Consider the following 15,102-nt stretch of genomic DNA (forward strand, 5'->3'; position numbering starts at 1 on the left):
TTTGTTGCGACCCGTCGGCTCTCGCGCCCGCCTCGGCACGAAATATCCTCAGCAGTCCCGAAAAAACTTGTGGAAAACCATTTGTAAAGGAAGATTATGGTTAATGACGGGACTGATTCGATTAAGCATGCTGGATCGGCGTGCGGGGAAGGCAATCTATGGGACATGATACTGGATCGGGCGATACGCCCCGGAATTCGGTAAGTTTTGCGGCACGGTACGGAACCGGCGGCATGGCCGAGAGCGCGGCACGCATTGTCGAGGACATTCATAGCCGTCCGCTTCCCGCTGCTCATGTCATCACTTTCGCCAACGAAAAGGGCGGTGTCGGCAAATCGACCCTCGCCTTCAATTGCGCGGTCGCGCTTGCCAATGCGGGTGCCGAAGTGCTCGCCATCGACCTCGACAACCGGCAGCGCACTCTGTCGACCGCGCTCGAAAACCGGCAGGCGACCGCGACCTGCCTCAACGTGCCGATCGCGTGCCCGCGCTACAGCGTAGTGGAAAAGCAAAGCGGAGCGGCGCTTAGCCAGGAGATCGTCCGCCTCGGCAACACCGCGCGCTTCGTTATCATCGACGCTCCGGGTCAGGACGGCGTCGCCGCACGCCGAGCGGTGGCGCTCGCCGATACGCTGGTGACGCCGGTCAATGCATCCTTCGTCGATCTGCAGCAGCTTGCCCGCTTCAATCCGGTAACGCTCGATCTGACGACTGCAGGACCGTTCGCCAACCTCGTGCACCATCTTCAGCAAGAGAAGGTCGCGCGCGGCATGGCACCGAGCGACTGGGTACTGCTCAAAAACCGCGTCCGCGCAAGCGAGCATCGCCAGCAAAAACGGGTGGACGACGCACTCGTGAAACTCAACGACACATTCGGATCGCGCACGGCCAGCGGGCTGACCGAACGCGTCGCCTACCGCGACCTGTTCGTGTTCGGCCTCATCCATGCGGACCTCAAGAACATCCCGCAGCTGAAAGGCAAGGCAAGCAATACGCCGCGCGACATCGACCGCCTTCTCGCCGAGTTGCGCCTCCCGCCGATGGGCCTGTGTGCAGTCAGCACCGCGACCGCGCAGGCGCGCGTACTGGCGCGAACCCGCGAGCGGTATCTGCAGTCGCTCGAAGCGCATCTGGCCGGCAAGCGCCGCGCCTAGAACAGCTTGCGGACCTCGAAGCCGATGTAGCGGCCTACCGGGTCGATCAAAAACGGCTGATAGCGCGAGGGCACGAGGCCGTTCTCGTCGGTGACCCCCTGGCGGGTGTCGAAGACGTTGTCCATCCGTGCCGACAGCCTCACGCCCTTCAGAGCTTTTGTGTCCGGAAAAACGCGTTCTAGGTCGGTGAAGACCCGCAGGTCGACCTTGAACAGATCGCCGAAGAACAGGTCGCTGCTGCCCGGAAGCTCGCTTCCGTTGACACGGGTCGCACTGCGATAGTCGGCGCTGATGAATCCGCCGTAGCCCTGATACCATCCAAAGGCGTTCGCGGATACGACATGCCGCGCCGCTCCGCCGTCTGCACCGGTAGCGTCCCCGCCGAGCTGGTCGAGCAGCGGTCCATTGTCGGCAATGCGGACGGTGTCGGTCAGCGCGTAAGTGTAATCGAGGCTGGTGCGCCAGCGCCCCTGCCGGTCTTCGCCGCGCCCGCCGCCGAGCATGGCAGCAGGATTGCCGCCGCCCTTGCCGCCTCGCTCGCCCTCGCCGCGTTCTTCACGCTGGGGCTCTTTTCCGATCGCGCCCGACAGCGAGAACGAGGCGCGCAGGCGGCTCGAATCGGTTTCGGCGAAAGTGACCGGCGTACGGTCGAGCGCGACCAGCGCACCCGAAGCGTCGCGCACGATACGCTCGGGAAAGGCGGCTTCGATCGCCGGTGTCAGGAGCGGGAAACCGGCGGTTACGTCTCGCGAAGAGTTGGTGAAATATTCGAGCGTCAGGCGTGCTTCGCGCAGCAGGTCGAATTCGTAGTCGGCCGAAACCTTCCAGTCGCGCTGCGTTTCGGCCAGCAGGAACGGATTTCCGCCGGTCGTTAGCTCCACCAGCACCGTATCCCCGGTCGCGAAATCGAAGACCGGCACGTTCGACGTGACGATGACCGGATTGCCGAGCTGGCCCAGTCCCGGAGGTGCCTCTGCGATGGTATAGGTCGTCTGCAGGCTCAGGCGCTCTGCCGGCCGCCAGATCAGCCCGGCACTCGCATCGGTGAGTGTTCCGAAGTCTGAGAGGTGGTTCACACCGGCGCTCAGATTGAGGGTGAGCGTGCCGAGCGGCGCCAGAAAATCTTCGCGCGCGCTGGCGATGGGTACGCCGAGGTTGAACCCGGCGGACAGGTCACCGCGGGTAAGCTGCGTTTCCTCGCCCGTTCTGCGCGTATCGCGGCTGTCGATGCGCCGCCAGTTGTATCCGGTATCGAACGTCGCGGTCACAGCGCCCGCGGGCAGCAGACCCAATTCGCCGACAAGCGTCGCCAGCGTTCCGACAGTGTGGGTTTCGCTGCTGGCGAGAGCGACGCCGCCATCGGCGACCGCAGGCAGCGGACCCGCAATATCGACAAGGCCCGCCAGTGCGGCTTCACGCAGCGCCAGCGTATCGGCATCGAGATCGCTCTCAGCGTCGACCTCCACCCGGCTCGCATCTGTCGTCCACGTCAGCTGCCAGTCGCCGACCGGCAGATCGAGGTTCGAACCGAGCGAATAAGTATCGGTCCGCCCGATGTTCAGAAGCGGACTATCCGCCCCGAACGAACGGAACGCGCTGCTGCCGTCGGGAGCGAACAGGCGAACAGTTCCCAGCCCCTCGCGCGACCGCGAATCCTCGCGCTCGAACGTCGCGTTGAGCGCAAGCGAGCCGCCCGCGCCTTCCTCTCCCAGACCGCGCGACCAATTGGCCGTCGCCTCGTAATTATCGAAAGCGCCGATAAGGCTACGGTAAAGGGCGGGATCGGGATCGCCGGGGAGAACCGGGTCGGTCAGCACCACGCCGCGCTCCGCCTCGGTCAATGTCGTGCGCTGCTCCCACTCAACGTTGAGATTGAGCCGGTCTCGGCCCGCTATCCTGAGGTACGTGCCTTCAAGTTCGGTCCGGTTGAAACCGCCACGCGCGGGCTGGCGATATTCGACCTCCACTTCCTTGCTTTCAAAATTGTCCTTGAGGATGAAATTCACGACGCGCCGCGTCGGTGGATAGCCATATTGCAACGCGACTTCTTCGGGCAGGATCTGCACCTGTTTGAGCGCTTCGGGCGGATAGGAGCGAAGCTCCCGAAAGCTCGATACGCGTCGTCCGTTCACGAGGATGATGGGCCGCCCGTCGCCTCGTCCCGATCCCGATTGCGCTTGTGAGCCGACCTCTTCAAGGACTTCTTCGAGCGACCCGGCACCGAGCGCGGCTATGTCCGCTTCGTCGAGTTCGGCGATCGGCGGTACGTCGGTGTCCACCTGTCCGCGAATTCGCGGCGCGGTGACGATAATAACGTTCTCGTCATCGTCCTGCGAGAAACCGTCGCCCGGCTCCGCCTCCGGATTTGCTTCCTGAGCGATCGCTGCGACGGGTATGGGCAGCGATGCCGAAGCAGTCAGAAAGGCAACAGCCGAAATGCGGCGAAGGGGGGATTTCACGTAACAACTTCCTTACTCTCGCCCCCGGGCCGCCCGTTGCAGTAAAGACCCGGCAAAACAACCAATTCTTCGCCTTACCGAGCGGCAACCCTTCCCTTTTCCTCGGGTCGTCGCTATGTGCCGCGCGATATTGCGACAAGTTGAACCGGGAACGATTAAGTATATGGCCAAAGAAGAACTCCTCGAAATGCGCGGCAAGGTAGTGGAACTGCTGCCGAACGCGATGTTCCGGGTGGAGCTTGAAAACGGCCACGAAGTGCTCGGCCATACGGCAGGCAAGATGCGCAAGAACCGCATCCGTGTGCTCGTCGGCGACGAAGTGCTGTGCGAACTGACGCCTTACGACCTTACGAAGGCGCGCATCACTTACCGCTTCATGCCCGGCCGCGGCGGCCCCGGCCCGCAATAACGGCCGGCGGCTCGCCCGGCATGGCGACGCCTACGCTCGTCCTCGCTTCCTCCAGCCCGCGTCGGCGCGAACTTCTCGCGCGGATCGGCGTGACGCCGAACCGGATCGCTTCCCCCGATATCGACGAAACGCCGCACGAGGGCGAACAGCCGCGCGTCTACGCCGTGCGTATGGCGGAAGAAAAGGCACGCGCGGTGACCCGCGGTGAGAGCGAGATCGTCATCGCCGGCGATACCACGGTCGCTCCCGGCCGGCGCATTCTGCAGCAAGCCGAAGACGCGGCGATGAACGCCGACTTTCTGCGGCTGTTGTCCGGCAGACGCCACCGCGTCTTGAGTGCGGTCAGCGTCATCTCCCCGGACGGGGTTCAGCGCACGAAGCTTTCCGAAACCTCGGTGAAGTTCAAAGTCCTGCACGAAGACGAGATTGCTGCCTATGTCGCGACCGGCGAAGGGATCGGCAAGGCGGGCGGCTACGCCATACAGGGCGCGGCGGAGGGCCTCATAAGCTGGGTCCAGGGAAGCTACTCGGGCGTCGTCGGATTGCCGCTGTTCGAGACACGCGCATTGCTCAAAGCTGCGGGCCTCACCATTGGGTGAGTGGCTCGTCGAGCAGGGCATCGGCGAGCAGCGCGCGCTGCTGATGAACGGCGACACAGTTCTGGCGGCGAAGATGCGTTGGCCGGGCGATCTGCCGGTCGGCGCGCATATTCCCGGGAAGCTTCTATCCAAGCCTGCCGGACGGTCACGCGGGTTAGCGCGACTGGAAAACGGAACCGAAGTTCTTCTCGACCGGATACCTCCGAGTGCGACCGAGGGTAGCGCGCTTCTGCTCGTCATAACGCGTACAGCCATTGCAGAGCGCGGCCGCTTCAAGCGAGCTCAGGCGCGTGTGATCGGCGGTGAGATCGAACACGGTCTGGTGCAAGAAAAGACCATGCTGGTCGGTGATGTCGTCCGCCGCTTCCCGGCTGGGGCTTGGGAAGACGTCTGGGACGCCGCGTCGTCGGGAGAAATCGCGTTTGCTGGCGGAACACTGCTCTTCAGCGTGACACCTGCGATGACGGTAATCGACATCGACGGCAGCCTCCCGCCGCGCGAACTCGCTCTCGCTGCGGTCCCGCCGCTTGCTCGCGCGCTGCGGCTCTTCGACTTGGGCGGCTCGATCGCAATCGACTTCCCCACGCTGCCGGCCAAGGCAGACCGGAAGGTCGTGGACGCCGCGCTGGAGGACGCCCTGCGCGACTGGCCGCATGAGCGCACGGCGATGAACGGCTTCGGCCTGGTTCAGATCGTCGCGCGGCTGGAGGGACCATCGCTTCTCCACCGCTTCGCCGCTTCGCGCATCGGCATGGCCGCGCGCATGGCGCTGCGCCGGGCGGAGATGGTCGATGGGCCGGGTGTTACGCTTCTGACCGTGCATCCCGCGCTAAAAGCCAAGCTTGAGCCCGAATGGCTCGGCGAACTGGAACGCCGCACCGGCCGGCCGGTGCGGGTGGAGACCGACCCCGGTCTTGCGATCGAGGCGGGGCAGGCCCAGATCGTCCCGCATGAGTAAAGCAGCCAAGCCCTGCCCGATTTGCCGCAAGCCGCGCAGCGAGGAATTTTCGCCGTTCTGTTCCAGCAGGTGTCGCGACCGGGATCTGAATCGCTGGTTCGGCGACGGCTACAGCGTGCCGGGACGCCCGGCGAGCCCGGAAGAAATGACCGGCGAGGAATAGGTTCGCTTTAAACCCCCTTGCCATCGCGCCGAGGGTTCGCCATAGGCCCGGCTTCACCCGCTCGGCAGTCCTTTCGAATGACCGAAGCGGCGATGCCCAGGTAGCTCAGTTGGTAGAGCATGCGACTGAAAATCGCAGTGTCGGTGGTTCGATCCCGCCCCTGGGCACCACTCTTCCCTCGCTAAGCAACACAGCCATCAGGCGCTACTGAGCGAATGTTCTCTGCGCGCCCTATTGCCCTGTCAAAGAATTAGGTTCGGGTGCGCAACGTACTGGTTGAGCTCTGGCGCCGAACGAGCGTCCCGGAATGCAGGTGCCGGGTCTTATGCTGTCTGACTGCTCAAGCCGACAGCCCTATTAACAAGCGTTAAGGGAACCCGGACATGGGAAGGTCCGTAGAATAACCGTCCTCTTTTGAAATGCCGGAAGTATCAACATGCGCAGTCAGCTTAAATTGAAGCCCATCGACGAACAGGTTCTCGTCATCACCGGAGCCACGTCAGGACACGGACTGTGCACTGCTCAGATGGCCGCGAAGCGCGGCGCCAAGGTCATGCTTGCCGCTCGTGACGAAAAGGCACTGGCTGAGGTTTGCAGCGATATCCGCCGCCAGGGCGGGACAGCTGAATACGTAGCCACCGACGTATCGGTCGAAGAGGATATGCAGCGCCTCGCCGATCGCGCGATCGAGCGGTTCGGCGGGTTCGACACCTGGGTCAACAACGCGGGCATAGGCGTCTATTCGCAGGTTCTCGATCTGGAAATGGAGGATCACCGCAAGGTTTTCGAGACCAATTACTGGGGCGTGGTCTACGGCTCGACGATCGCCGCACGCCATTTGAAGGACAAGACCGGCGGCGGCGCGCTCATCAACGTAGGTTCGATCAATTCGGACATACCAAGCCCCATACTCGCATCCTACAACGCATCGAAACATGCGGTTAAAGGCTTTACCGACTCGTTCCGGATCGAACTTCAGATGAACGAACAGCCCGTATCCGTTACGCTGATCCAGCCGAGCGCGATCGGAACGCCCTTCCCGCAGCACGCCCGCAATACCACGGGATATCAGGCCCGTCTGCCAAAGCCGATTTACGCGCCGGAAGTCGTGGCGCGCGCGATCCTAGATGCGGCGCAGAACAGCCGCCGCGACGTTGTCGTAGGCGGGGCCGGCAAGTTCCAGGTTCTCGGTTCCGCGATGCTGCCGAACCTGTTCGACAAGATCGCCACCACCATGGCGGACAAGCTCGTCGACAAGAGCCAGCCCATACCGGACCGAGAAGGCAATCTGTATGACCCGCAAGGCAATGACGGCAAGGTCGAGGGGCGCCAGCACGGCAGGCACTTCAGCGTCACCACCGCCGCGGGGCGGCATCCCTGGACAGTGGTGGGAGCGCTGGCGGGCATCGCCGTGGCCGGCATCTGGGCAGTAACGGAAGCGAGGTCGAAGGCCTAGTTTTCCGGACTATTGCTGGGCCGCTAAACCTTTTCCGGGCAAGCGACTGAAGGTCGGATTAACGTAATTCTGAGGGAGGAATTGGAGGAAGAGCGTGGCCGATTGGATCAGGAGCCTGATGGAGGACGGCGGCTATCTCACGATTGCTCTACTCATGTTTCTCGAGAACGTCTTTCCTCCCATTCCCTCCGAAGTCATTATGCCGCTTGCCGGAAGCTCGGCGACAAATGGTCAGCTGAGCATCATCGGCGTGATCGCCGCCGGGTCTGCCGGTTCGCTGGCGGGAGCGCTGCTCTGGTATGCAATCGGCAAGATGATGGGCGACGAGCGTCTTAGGCACTGGAGCAAAAGGCATGGCCGCTGGATCACGCTTGGCCCTGACGATATCGACAAGGCGGAAAACTGGTTCAAGAAGCACGGGACGAAGGCGGTGTTCCTTGCCCGGATGGTCCCTACGCTCCGCACTCTGATTGCAATCCCGGCGGGCATCTTCGCCATGCCGCTCGCGAAATTCATTCCCCTGACCTTCGCAGGCACGCTTCTTTGGGAGGGTGCGCTGGCTTTCGCGGGCTATAAGCTCGGAAACCGGTATCAGCAGATCGAACATTACCTCAACCCGGTCACGACCGGCATATTCGTGATACTTGTTCTCTACTATCTTTACCGGGTTATCACGTTTCGATCAGATAAGGCGTGACCGTGTACTCCTGCCAAAGAGGTATGCGAGACGTCCACAAATGCACCGAGCGCGGCCTCAAGCGCGTCGAGGCTCCGGTGAGAAGCACATCACGGCATGATGCAGCGTCCGTCGTCGGCCGGGTCGGGGGTTAGCTTCTGCTGACGATCCTTGCCCTCGCGCTGCTGCCTTCGCTCGGTAACCTCATCGGTATCGGGCTTGCCGAATGGCGGCGGCCGCCCGAGTGGCTCGTGGGCGGCGCGCTTCATGCTGCGGCCGGGATCGCCACGGCGGTCGCTGCGATCGAACTCATTCCGCGTTCGCAGGACCGGATCGAAACCTGGATGCTGGCGCTCGCAATCATCATCGGGGCGGTAGGTTCTGCCGGCATCGCGAAGGCGACGCGGGGGATCCGGGCGCACATGGGGAGTACCACCGGTCGGGCCACGACTTGGGGAGCCTATGCGGCTGTCGGCGTGGACCTCTTCACCGACGGCTTGATGACGGGCGGCGGAGGCGCGGTGGCGCAGGAACTCGGCCTGCTGCTCGCCCTCTCTCAAGTGGTCGGCAATCTACCCGGCGGCTTCGCGATTGCGGCCGATTTTCGGTCAGCCAAGATAGCGCGCGGCTCGCGGTGGCGAGCCTTTGCGCTCTATCCCTTCCTCCCGGTGATTGGCGCATTTATCGGCTACGTCGTGCTCGCAGATGCAGGCGAAATACTTACCGGCTTCGTCCTCGCACTGTTCGCGGGCCTGCTGCTGACCGCGACGATCGAGGATATCGTACCCGAAGCCGACCAGCCCAAAGCGAAACGCCGGATTTCGAGCCCGGCCTTTGCGCTTGGGTTCGCAGCCCTCCTGCTGACTTCCGCCTACCTAGGCTAAATCGTCACCCGACGACTGCGGGGAGTACGCTGTAGACGATGCCCACGGCAGAAATCGCGATGCCTAGTCCCGGTATGCTGGTGAGCGAGACCGTATCTGCGCGCCGCCAAAGCCACGCCATCGCACCCAACGCCGGCAGGGTAAGCGCCGCTGCGATCCAGCGCGCAGCCGGCTGATCCGGGAACGCGCTGCTCGCCGCCCAGAGGAGCGAGAAATGCGCGGCCCAGACGCTCAGTGCGAGCGTCGGGGTCAGCCAGTCGATCGCGTTGCGGTAATCGCGCATGGTGTTCACGCTCCCGGAAACAGGCGGACGACCAGCGCGATAGCAAGGCCTTGCAGGGCCGCATAGCCGATGAAGCGGACCACGACGTCGAGCGTGACGCTGGCCGGTGCGACCAGCAGCCCCTTGCCGCTCCGGTAGCCAAGATAGAGCGCCATGATCACGGCAACCGCGACGACGCAGGTCTGGAACGAGAGCAGCGCGAACACCGTAGCTCCCTGTCCGGAGGCGTCCGGTTCGAGGCCGGCGGCGGTCCATCCCGTCCAGTCCCACCAGATCGCTGCGCAAAGCAGCGCCGCACCTATTGCCCCCATGAGCCATGGCCCCTGACCGGGAAACGTCTTCTCGGGCTTGGATGCGAGAATGCGCCGCGACAGCCACACCGAACCCAACGCAAGAAGCAGCAGAGCGGCAATCCCGCCGGTCTGCAAAAGCGGGGGCGGAGCGATCCAGAACGACGGGTTAATGCCGTAAAGGTAGAGATAGCTGAAGATGCCCATGAACACGATCATGCCCATCACGACGATGAGGGTGTTCAGCGCCCACCAGCCGTGGCTGGACGGACCGGTAATGGCGATCGGAACGACGATGCCGCCGCCGATGTCCGCCGTGTCCTGCTTGATCGGTCGGTCGGTTTCCCACAGCCAGCGCAGAACGCATCCAACCGCGACCACGCCGCTGAAAGCGGAAAAGGCATAGGCCTGAACCGTCAGTGCGAGGAAGAAGGCGGCGGTGAAGACCGCTGCGCTGACGGGCCAGGGCGACGGGCCGGGCATGAGCTGAAGATATTGCGGCTCTGCGTTGATCGGGCTGGTGATGATCGTTTCGCGCAGGCCGGTCGCGCTGTTGGGCAGGAAGTAGCGCCCCGCCGCCACGTCGTCGCAAATATTCGGATCGTCCCACAGCGGCTCGCGGCTTTTTACGAGCGGGATCGAACGGGTCGAGTACATGCCCGTAGGCAGCCATTCGAGCGTACCGCCGCCGTAGATATTGCCTGCATCGTCGCTGGTGGTGAAGCGGAAGCTTCGGGCCAGGTCGACGAGGAAGACGACCACGCCCGCCGCGATAATGAATGCGCCGATCGTCGAGATCAGGTTGAGCAGATCCAGGCCGCGGTCGGGCAGATAGGTATAGACCCTCCGCGGCATGCCCATGAAGCCGGTCAGGTGCATCGGCAGGAACGTGACATGCAGGCCGGTGAACATCAGCCAGAAGACCCATTTCCCGAGCCTCTCCGACAGCGCGTTCGTCGACGTCATTCCGACCCAGTAATAGAACGCCGCGAACATCGGGAACACCATTCCGCCGAGCAGGACATAATGGAGATGTGCGACGATGAAATAGGTGTCGTGCGCCTGCCAGTCGAACGGCACCATCCCGACCATGACGCCGGTCAGCCCGCCCATCACGAAGATCACGATGCTGCCGACGACGAACAGCGCAGGCGTCGACCACCTGATCTTTCCGGCTGCCAGCGTCGCGATCCAGCAAAAGACCTGAATTCCTGCCGGCAGGCTTACCGCCATGCTCGCGGCGCTGAAGTAGCCAGTGGAAACGCGCGGCATCCCGGTTGCGAACATGTGGTGCGCCCACACACCGAAACTGATGAAGCCGGTCGCGACGAGCGCCAGCACGTTGAGGCGGTAGCCAACGAGTTCGGTGCGCGCGATCGTCGCCACCATCATGCTCATCAGCCCTGCGGCGGGCAGGAAGATGATGTAGACTTCCGGATGGCCGAAGAACCAGAACAGGTGCTGCCATAGAAGCGGGTCGCCGCCGCGGGTCGGATCGAAGAACGGCCAGTTGAACGCGCGCTCCAGTTCCAGCAGCAATGTGCCAAGGATGACGCTAGGGAAGGCGATGACGATCATCACCGCGAACACCAGCATGGCCCAGGCGAACATCGGCATCCGGTCGAGCGTCATGCCCGGCGCGCGGGTGCGCAGGACGCCGACGATTATCTCGATGGCGCCGGCAATCGCACTGATCTCGATAAAACCGATCCCGAGCAGCCAGAAATCGGTGTTAATCTCCGGACTGTAGGCGATGGAGGTCAGCGGCGGATACATGAACCAACCGCCATCGGGCGCCAGGCCGACGAAAATGCTGGCGAAGAAGCACAGCCCGCCCACGAAATAGGCCCAGAAGGCATAGGCGGAGAGGCGCGGAAACGGCAGATCGCGGGCCGCCAGCATCTGCGGCAGCAGCATGATCCCGATCGCCTCGACCATGGGTACGGCGAACAGGAACATCATCACCGTGCCGTGCATGGTGAAGAACTGGTTGTAGGTCTCCTGCGGCAGGAAGTCCTGCAGAGGGGCGGCGAGTTGCACGCGCATGCCGAGCGCGAGGATACCCGCGAGCAGGAAGAACAGGAACGCGGTCGCGACGTAGAAGAAGCCGATGTAGTTGTTGTTGACGACCGTCAGCAGGCCCCAGCCCTTGGGGTTGTCCCAGATCCTCTCGAGCTCCTCGACCTCACCTTCCGGGCGGGGCCGGTGGGTCGGGAACAGGCGGTAGAGTTCGTGGTCGAAGCCGGTTTCGGACGTGCGTCCTTCCATCGCGTCGCGCGTTTTGTCCAGCGGGCGGCTGCTCATCGCTGCTGCTCGAGCCAGATCGCGATGGCTTCGAGCTCTTCGGCCGAAAGCATGTCGTAGCTCGGCATGCGGTTACCCGGCTTGATCGCCTGGCTGTTGCCGATCCATCCGATCATCGTGCCGCGATTGTTGGGCAGAATGCCTGCGCCCAGCGTCAAGCGGCTGCCGACATGCGAGAGATCGGGGCCGACGAGGCCGTTCGCTTCCGTTCCTTCGACGCGGTGGCAAGCCGCGCAGCCGCTGTCCATGAACAGCTGCCGCCCGGCCAGGTTCGTCCCGCCGGTTTGCTCGACTGCGGGCAGGATAGCCGGAACCTCGCCCGGAACGTCCTGGTCCGCCGCTACCGGTCGCGCAGTCCTGCGTCCGGCAAGCCAAGCGTTCCAGTCCGCAGGTTCGTGGGCAACTGCGACGAAGCCCATCAAGGCGTGCGGCCCGCCGCAATATTCGGCGCATACGCCGCCGTATCGGCCGGGGCTGTCCGCCTGTATCACGAGCTCGTTCGTGCGGCCCGGGATCATGTCCTCCTTGCCCGAAAGGTTCGGCACCCAGAAGCTGTGAATGACGTCTTCGCTGAAAAGCTCGACCACTACCGGCCGGCCTACCGGCACATGAAGCTCGTTCGCATCGCGCATGACGACGTCGCCGTCTTCGTCCAGATATTCGACCCCGAACCACCACATATAGCCGGTGACGCGGACCCGCATCGCGTCTTCGGGCACGGGCTCGGTCAGGGACGCGGTGAGCGTCAGACCCCAGACCAGCAGGCCGGTCAACACGACGCCCGGAAAGGCGATGCCGCCGATCCAGACCGCCTTCTCGCCGCCGAGCCTCGCGCGCCAGCGCTCCGGCCCCTTGATGGCGACGTAAAGCGCAGCCACGACGATCCCCGTGACGACTACTCCCATACCGATCAGCGCCCAAGCAAGGACCACCACGCTATCGGCGTAAGGTCCCGCCGGATCGAGAACCGGCGGCGGCCAGCCCCACCACGCGTCGAAAATATCGGAAGCAGGATTACTCATCGTCGAGACCATAGAGATAAGCCGCTACATCGCGAGATTCTTCTTCGGTCAGCGGCATGGCGGGCATGGTGGAACCGGGCTTGGCGGCAGGCGCGTTGCGAACGAACAAGGCGAGATTTTCCGGCGTGTTGGGCAGCGCCGCGGCAATGAGGCCCGCATTGTTGAACCCTTCGAGCGAGGGACCGATCTGTCCCCGCGGCCAATCGATACCGGGTATTTCGTGGCAGGCGGCGCAGCCGGTCCGTTCGATCGCTGCAAGCCCGCGCTTCGTATCCTCCGGGTCCGGAACGTAGCGCGCGCCCGGCGGCTCCTTGCAAGCTGTCAGCGCCAGGCACAGCAAGGCCGCCGCGGCAAGCCGCGGTCGGTACTGCAACGTGTTCATGGCCGTTCCCCCACGCAAGCGGGAACCGCCATGGCAGCGCGACTGTTCCCGAAGCAATGCGCAAACCGCCTGCGATTCTTGCAAGCCTTTCTCTCGTGGCTGCCCTTCCCGCCTGCACCGAAGCGGAACCGACTACCGGCAGGTACGAGATGTCGGGCGAAATCATCGCGCTCAGCGGCGGGGATGCCGGCGCGCGCGGCGCTTGCGTGACCTGTCACGGGCTGAACGGCCAGGGGAACGGCAACCGCGTCCCGCGGCTTGCCGGGCTCGATCCGGGATATCACCTGCGGCAACTCGAATACTTCGCCGAAGGCCAGCGCCGCCATCCGCAGATGACCTGGATCGCCGATCATCTCGACTGGCCGGCGCGCGAGAAGGTGGCGAACTATTACGCGCAGCTCCCCGTCCCCGAAGGTGCAGCCAGTACGCCGAGCGCGGAGGACTGCGCCGCTGCGCAGCTCTACCAGAGCGGCGATCCTTCGCGCGGCCTTCCCTCCTGCGCGAGTTGCCACGGCCCGGACGGCGCCGGTGTCGGACAGGGCAATCCGCCCCTCGCCGCCCAACCGGCGCACTACCTCGAAGCGCAATTGAAGGCCTGGGATGCGGGCGAGCGATATGGCGATCCGAACAACACGATGACGCGCATCAGCCAGCTTCTGACGGAGCAGGAGATGGCTCGCCTGGCCGGCTATAGTTCGGCCCTCCCGGGTGCCAGTGGGTATCCGGCACCTCCGGCAACATGCCCTCTAGAACGTCGTCCCGGTCCCAGAAGTGGTGCTTGATCGCCGCGAACGCATGCGCCGGGATCAGCAGGGTCAACAGGACGACGCAGGTCACGTGTACGTCCATTGCGGTTTCCAGCACCCAGAACTGCAGCTCAGGCGAGAAGTCCTGGAACGGCATCGCGGGTACAGGAACGATCCCGGCGAGATACAGGTCTCTGGCGGGATAGATCGCCGACCACATCGCCCAGCCCGAAAGCGGCAGAAGCGTGAAGAACAGGTAGAAGATCGCGTGGATCGTATGCGCCACCGCGGAGCGCCAGCCCTGGTTGTCGGCATCGTTGATCGGACCGGGCACGATCAGGCGCCATAACAGCCGCAACGCTCCGAGCAGCAGCAGCGTCAGCCCAATCTCGGAATGGAGCTGGTAGGCTTCGAGCTTCTCAGCACCGACGAGATACCGCTGCATCGCCCAGCCGGTGAACAATTGCCACGTGACGAGCGCCGCCATGATCCAATGGAACGCCACTCCGACAGGCGTGTACTTGCCCCGTTCGCGGTAGCTGACGGACCATTCCTGCCACTGCTGGACCCAAGGCTTCATCGGGCGAGCGCAGGCTGCATGGAGCGGTAGAGAATGGCGAGCGCGACCAGCAGGTAGGCAGCCGAAGCCGGTGCCCACATGATCAGCCCGGCAATCTGCTGATCCTCCAGCGGCGTCCATCCCCACGCCTGCGTCGTCAGGTTATGCGGCGCGTAGAAGGCCCGCCCCGCAAACGTCAGCAGCGCACCGAGCGCGCCCATCTGCACCATCGTGGCGAGGCTCATCGCGACGGCCGCCGGGGCCTCTGCGCGGCGCAACGCGGCCCACCACAGGGCCGCCGTGGCGATCAGGCTCGCCTGCATGATCCAGAAGACGATATCGCTGGACAGTGCCGCCGCATAGGCCGGGGGCGCATGCCAGAACCAGAAAACCACCGCCTGCAAAGCCGTCAGGACCGGAAAGGAACAACGCTCCGCAAGCCGTTCGAGATCGGACGCGCGCACCAATAGCGGCGCCAAGACGAGAGCGAGGGCAACGTGATGAAGCGCGCGGACCGTGAAAAGCGCCGACCCCATGGCGCATAGCGGAGAAACATAGAGCACAAGGAAAACTGCCGCGGCCATCAAGCTGGACCGCGTTCTAGCCGGGTCGGTCCGCACCGCGAAAACCACTGCCGCGCTCACCAAGGCAAGCAGTACGACATCGACATTCCATGCGCCGAGCCAGCCCGTCGGTTCAGGCGCAGTCCCGCAGTAGGGTATCCATGTCGCAGCAGGGAATGCCGAACCTGTCATCCT

At 63.8% G+C, this 15,102-nt stretch carries 16 protein-coding genes, 1 tRNA gene and 1 pseudogene; 10 read left to right on the top strand and 8 right to left on the bottom strand.

What is annotated here, in order from left to right; all coding sequences use genetic code 11:
• The first annotated feature begins 158 nt into the window (after nt 1-158).
• Nucleotides 159-1,154 (top strand): division plane positioning ATPase MipZ, encoded by a 996-nt coding sequence (locus HUV48_RS11495; RefSeq protein WP_176267939.1) that lies wholly within the window; start codon nt 159-161, stop codon nt 1,152-1,154.
• Here the strand turns inward: HUV48_RS11495 and HUV48_RS11500 are convergent.
• Nucleotides 1,151-3,613: a TonB-dependent receptor gene (locus tag HUV48_RS11500; protein WP_176267940.1), complete on the bottom strand. Its 2,463-nt coding sequence runs from the start codon at nt 3,611-3,613 to the stop codon at nt 1,151-1,153. The genes HUV48_RS11495 and HUV48_RS11500 overlap by 4 nt on opposite strands.
• A 163-nt stretch (nt 3,614-3,776) precedes the next feature.
• Between HUV48_RS11500 and infA the strand changes: the two genes are divergently transcribed.
• The 7 genes from infA to HUV48_RS11535 all read left to right on the top strand — a co-directional run bounded on the left by infA (nt 3,777) and on the right by HUV48_RS11535 (nt 7,895).
• A complete protein-coding gene (gene infA, locus HUV48_RS11505) occupies nt 3,777-4,022 on the top strand; it encodes a translation initiation factor IF-1 (RefSeq protein WP_047806247.1) in 246 nt (81 codons plus the stop codon).
• Between the two features lie 20 nt (nt 4,023-4,042).
• A complete protein-coding gene (locus HUV48_RS11510) occupies nt 4,043-4,621 on the top strand; it encodes a Maf family protein (RefSeq protein WP_176267941.1) in 579 nt (192 codons plus the stop codon).
• Nucleotides 4,614-5,579 carry a ribonuclease E/G gene (locus HUV48_RS11515; protein ID WP_176267942.1) on the top strand — a complete coding sequence of 322 codons (966 nt, stop codon included), beginning with the start codon at nt 4,614-4,616 and terminating at the stop codon, nt 5,577-5,579. Before HUV48_RS11510 ends, HUV48_RS11515 begins: the two co-directional genes overlap by 8 nt.
• Nucleotides 5,572-5,742 (top strand): DNA gyrase inhibitor YacG, encoded by a 171-nt coding sequence (gene yacG / locus HUV48_RS11520; RefSeq protein ID WP_176267943.1) that lies wholly within the window; start codon nt 5,572-5,574, stop codon nt 5,740-5,742. Before HUV48_RS11515 ends, yacG begins: the two co-directional genes overlap by 8 nt.
• A gap of 94 nt (nt 5,743-5,836) precedes the next feature.
• Nucleotides 5,837-5,912 (top strand) — tRNA-Phe (locus tag HUV48_RS11525).
• Between the two features lie 266 nt (nt 5,913-6,178).
• Nucleotides 6,179-7,198 (top strand): SDR family oxidoreductase, encoded by a 1,020-nt coding sequence (locus HUV48_RS11530; RefSeq protein WP_176267944.1) that lies wholly within the window; start codon nt 6,179-6,181, stop codon nt 7,196-7,198.
• Nucleotides 7,199-7,292: 94 nt separating this feature from the next.
• The gene (locus HUV48_RS11535) at nt 7,293-7,895 is read left to right on the top strand and encodes a DedA family protein (RefSeq protein ID WP_176267945.1); all 603 of its coding nucleotides are present in this window, start codon (nt 7,293-7,295) and stop codon (nt 7,893-7,895) included.
• 89 nt (nt 7,896-7,984) lie between these two features.
• Here the strand turns inward: HUV48_RS11535 and HUV48_RS11540 are convergent, their stop codons facing one another.
• A complete protein-coding gene (locus tag HUV48_RS11540) occupies nt 7,985-8,143 on the bottom strand; it encodes a hypothetical protein (RefSeq protein ID WP_176267946.1) in 159 nt (52 codons plus the stop codon).
• Here HUV48_RS11540 and HUV48_RS11545 point away from each other — a divergent pair.
• Nucleotides 8,126-8,758: a ZIP family metal transporter gene (locus HUV48_RS11545; protein ID WP_176267947.1), complete on the top strand. Its 633-nt coding sequence runs from the start codon at nt 8,126-8,128 to the stop codon at nt 8,756-8,758. The genes HUV48_RS11540 and HUV48_RS11545 overlap by 18 nt on opposite strands.
• A gap of 4 nt (nt 8,759-8,762) precedes the next feature.
• On the opposite strand, the gene HUV48_RS11550 is transcribed toward HUV48_RS11545, so the two are convergent.
• From HUV48_RS11550 to HUV48_RS11565, 4 genes are read right to left on the bottom strand one after another with little or no spacing between them, the layout of a single operon-like run.
• Nucleotides 8,763-9,041: a hypothetical protein gene (locus tag HUV48_RS11550; protein WP_176267948.1), complete on the bottom strand. Its 279-nt coding sequence runs from the start codon at nt 9,039-9,041 to the stop codon at nt 8,763-8,765.
• Nucleotides 9,042-9,046: 5 nt separating this feature from the next.
• A complete protein-coding gene (locus HUV48_RS11555; RefSeq protein WP_225871665.1) occupies nt 9,047-11,635 on the bottom strand; it encodes a cbb3-type cytochrome c oxidase subunit I in 2,589 nt (862 codons plus the stop codon).
• Nucleotides 11,632-12,657: a cytochrome c oxidase subunit II gene (gene coxB / locus HUV48_RS11560; protein WP_176267949.1), complete on the bottom strand. Its 1,026-nt coding sequence runs from the start codon at nt 12,655-12,657 to the stop codon at nt 11,632-11,634. The genes HUV48_RS11555 and coxB overlap by 4 nt, the downstream gene beginning before the upstream one ends.
• Nucleotides 12,650-13,039, bottom strand: coding sequence for a c-type cytochrome (locus HUV48_RS11565; RefSeq protein WP_176267950.1), 390 nt, complete (start codon nt 13,037-13,039; stop codon nt 12,650-12,652). The genes coxB and HUV48_RS11565 overlap by 8 nt, the downstream gene beginning before the upstream one ends.
• A gap of 332 nt (nt 13,040-13,371) precedes the next feature.
• On the opposite strand from HUV48_RS11565, the pseudogene HUV48_RS14740 reads away from it, so the two are divergent.
• A pseudogene (locus tag HUV48_RS14740) lies at nt 13,372-13,671 on the top strand (c-type cytochrome); the annotation flags it as partial.
• A gap of 13 nt (nt 13,672-13,684) precedes the next feature.
• Here HUV48_RS14740 and HUV48_RS11570 read toward each other — a convergent pair.
• Both HUV48_RS11570 and HUV48_RS11575 read right to left on the bottom strand, forming a co-directional pair.
• Nucleotides 13,685-14,365, bottom strand: a complete 681-nt coding sequence (locus tag HUV48_RS11570; RefSeq protein WP_176267951.1) for a cytochrome b — start codon at nt 14,363-14,365, stop codon at nt 13,685-13,687.
• Entirely contained in the window at nt 14,362-15,099 is a 738-nt protein-coding gene (locus HUV48_RS11575; RefSeq protein ID WP_176267952.1) for a cytochrome c oxidase assembly protein, read from the bottom strand. Before HUV48_RS11575 ends, HUV48_RS11570 begins: the two co-directional genes overlap by 4 nt.
• Nucleotides 15,100-15,102: the final 3 nt, after the last annotated feature.

Source organism: Qipengyuania atrilutea, assembly GCF_013370205.1.
GTDB lineage: Bacteria > Pseudomonadota > Alphaproteobacteria > Sphingomonadales > Sphingomonadaceae > Actirhodobacter > Actirhodobacter atriluteus.

Excerpts from the sequence above, each read along its gene's own strand:
- HUV48_RS11495 (WP_176267939.1), top strand. The coding sequence starts at position 159 with ATGGGACATGATACTGGATCGGGCGATACGCCCCGGAATTCGGTAAGT.
- infA (WP_047806247.1), top strand. The coding sequence starts at position 3,777 with ATGGCCAAAGAAGAACTCCTCGAAATGCGCGGCAAGGTAGTGGAACTG.
- HUV48_RS11510 (WP_176267941.1), top strand. The coding sequence starts at position 4,043 with ATGGCGACGCCTACGCTCGTCCTCGCTTCCTCCAGCCCGCGTCGGCGC.
- yacG (WP_176267943.1), top strand. The coding sequence starts at position 5,572 with ATGAGTAAAGCAGCCAAGCCCTGCCCGATTTGCCGCAAGCCGCGCAGC.
- HUV48_RS11530 (WP_176267944.1), top strand. The coding sequence starts at position 6,179 with ATGCGCAGTCAGCTTAAATTGAAGCCCATCGACGAACAGGTTCTCGTC.
- HUV48_RS11540 (WP_176267946.1), bottom strand. The coding sequence starts at position 8,143 with ATGAAGCGCGCCGCCCACGAGCCACTCGGGCGGCCGCCGCCATTCGGC.
- HUV48_RS11550 (WP_176267948.1), bottom strand. The coding sequence starts at position 9,041 with ATGCGCGATTACCGCAACGCGATCGACTGGCTGACCCCGACGCTCGCA.
- HUV48_RS11555 (WP_225871665.1), bottom strand. The coding sequence starts at position 11,635 with ATGAGCAGCCGCCCGCTGGACAAAACGCGCGACGCGATGGAAGGACGC.
- coxB (WP_176267949.1), bottom strand. The coding sequence starts at position 12,657 with ATGAGTAATCCTGCTTCCGATATTTTCGACGCGTGGTGGGGCTGGCCG.
- HUV48_RS11565 (WP_176267950.1), bottom strand. The coding sequence starts at position 13,039 with ATGAACACGTTGCAGTACCGACCGCGGCTTGCCGCGGCGGCCTTGCTG.
- HUV48_RS11570 (WP_176267951.1), bottom strand. The coding sequence starts at position 14,365 with ATGAAGCCTTGGGTCCAGCAGTGGCAGGAATGGTCCGTCAGCTACCGC.
- HUV48_RS11575 (WP_176267952.1), bottom strand. The coding sequence starts at position 15,099 with ATGACAGGTTCGGCATTCCCTGCTGCGACATGGATACCCTACTGCGGG.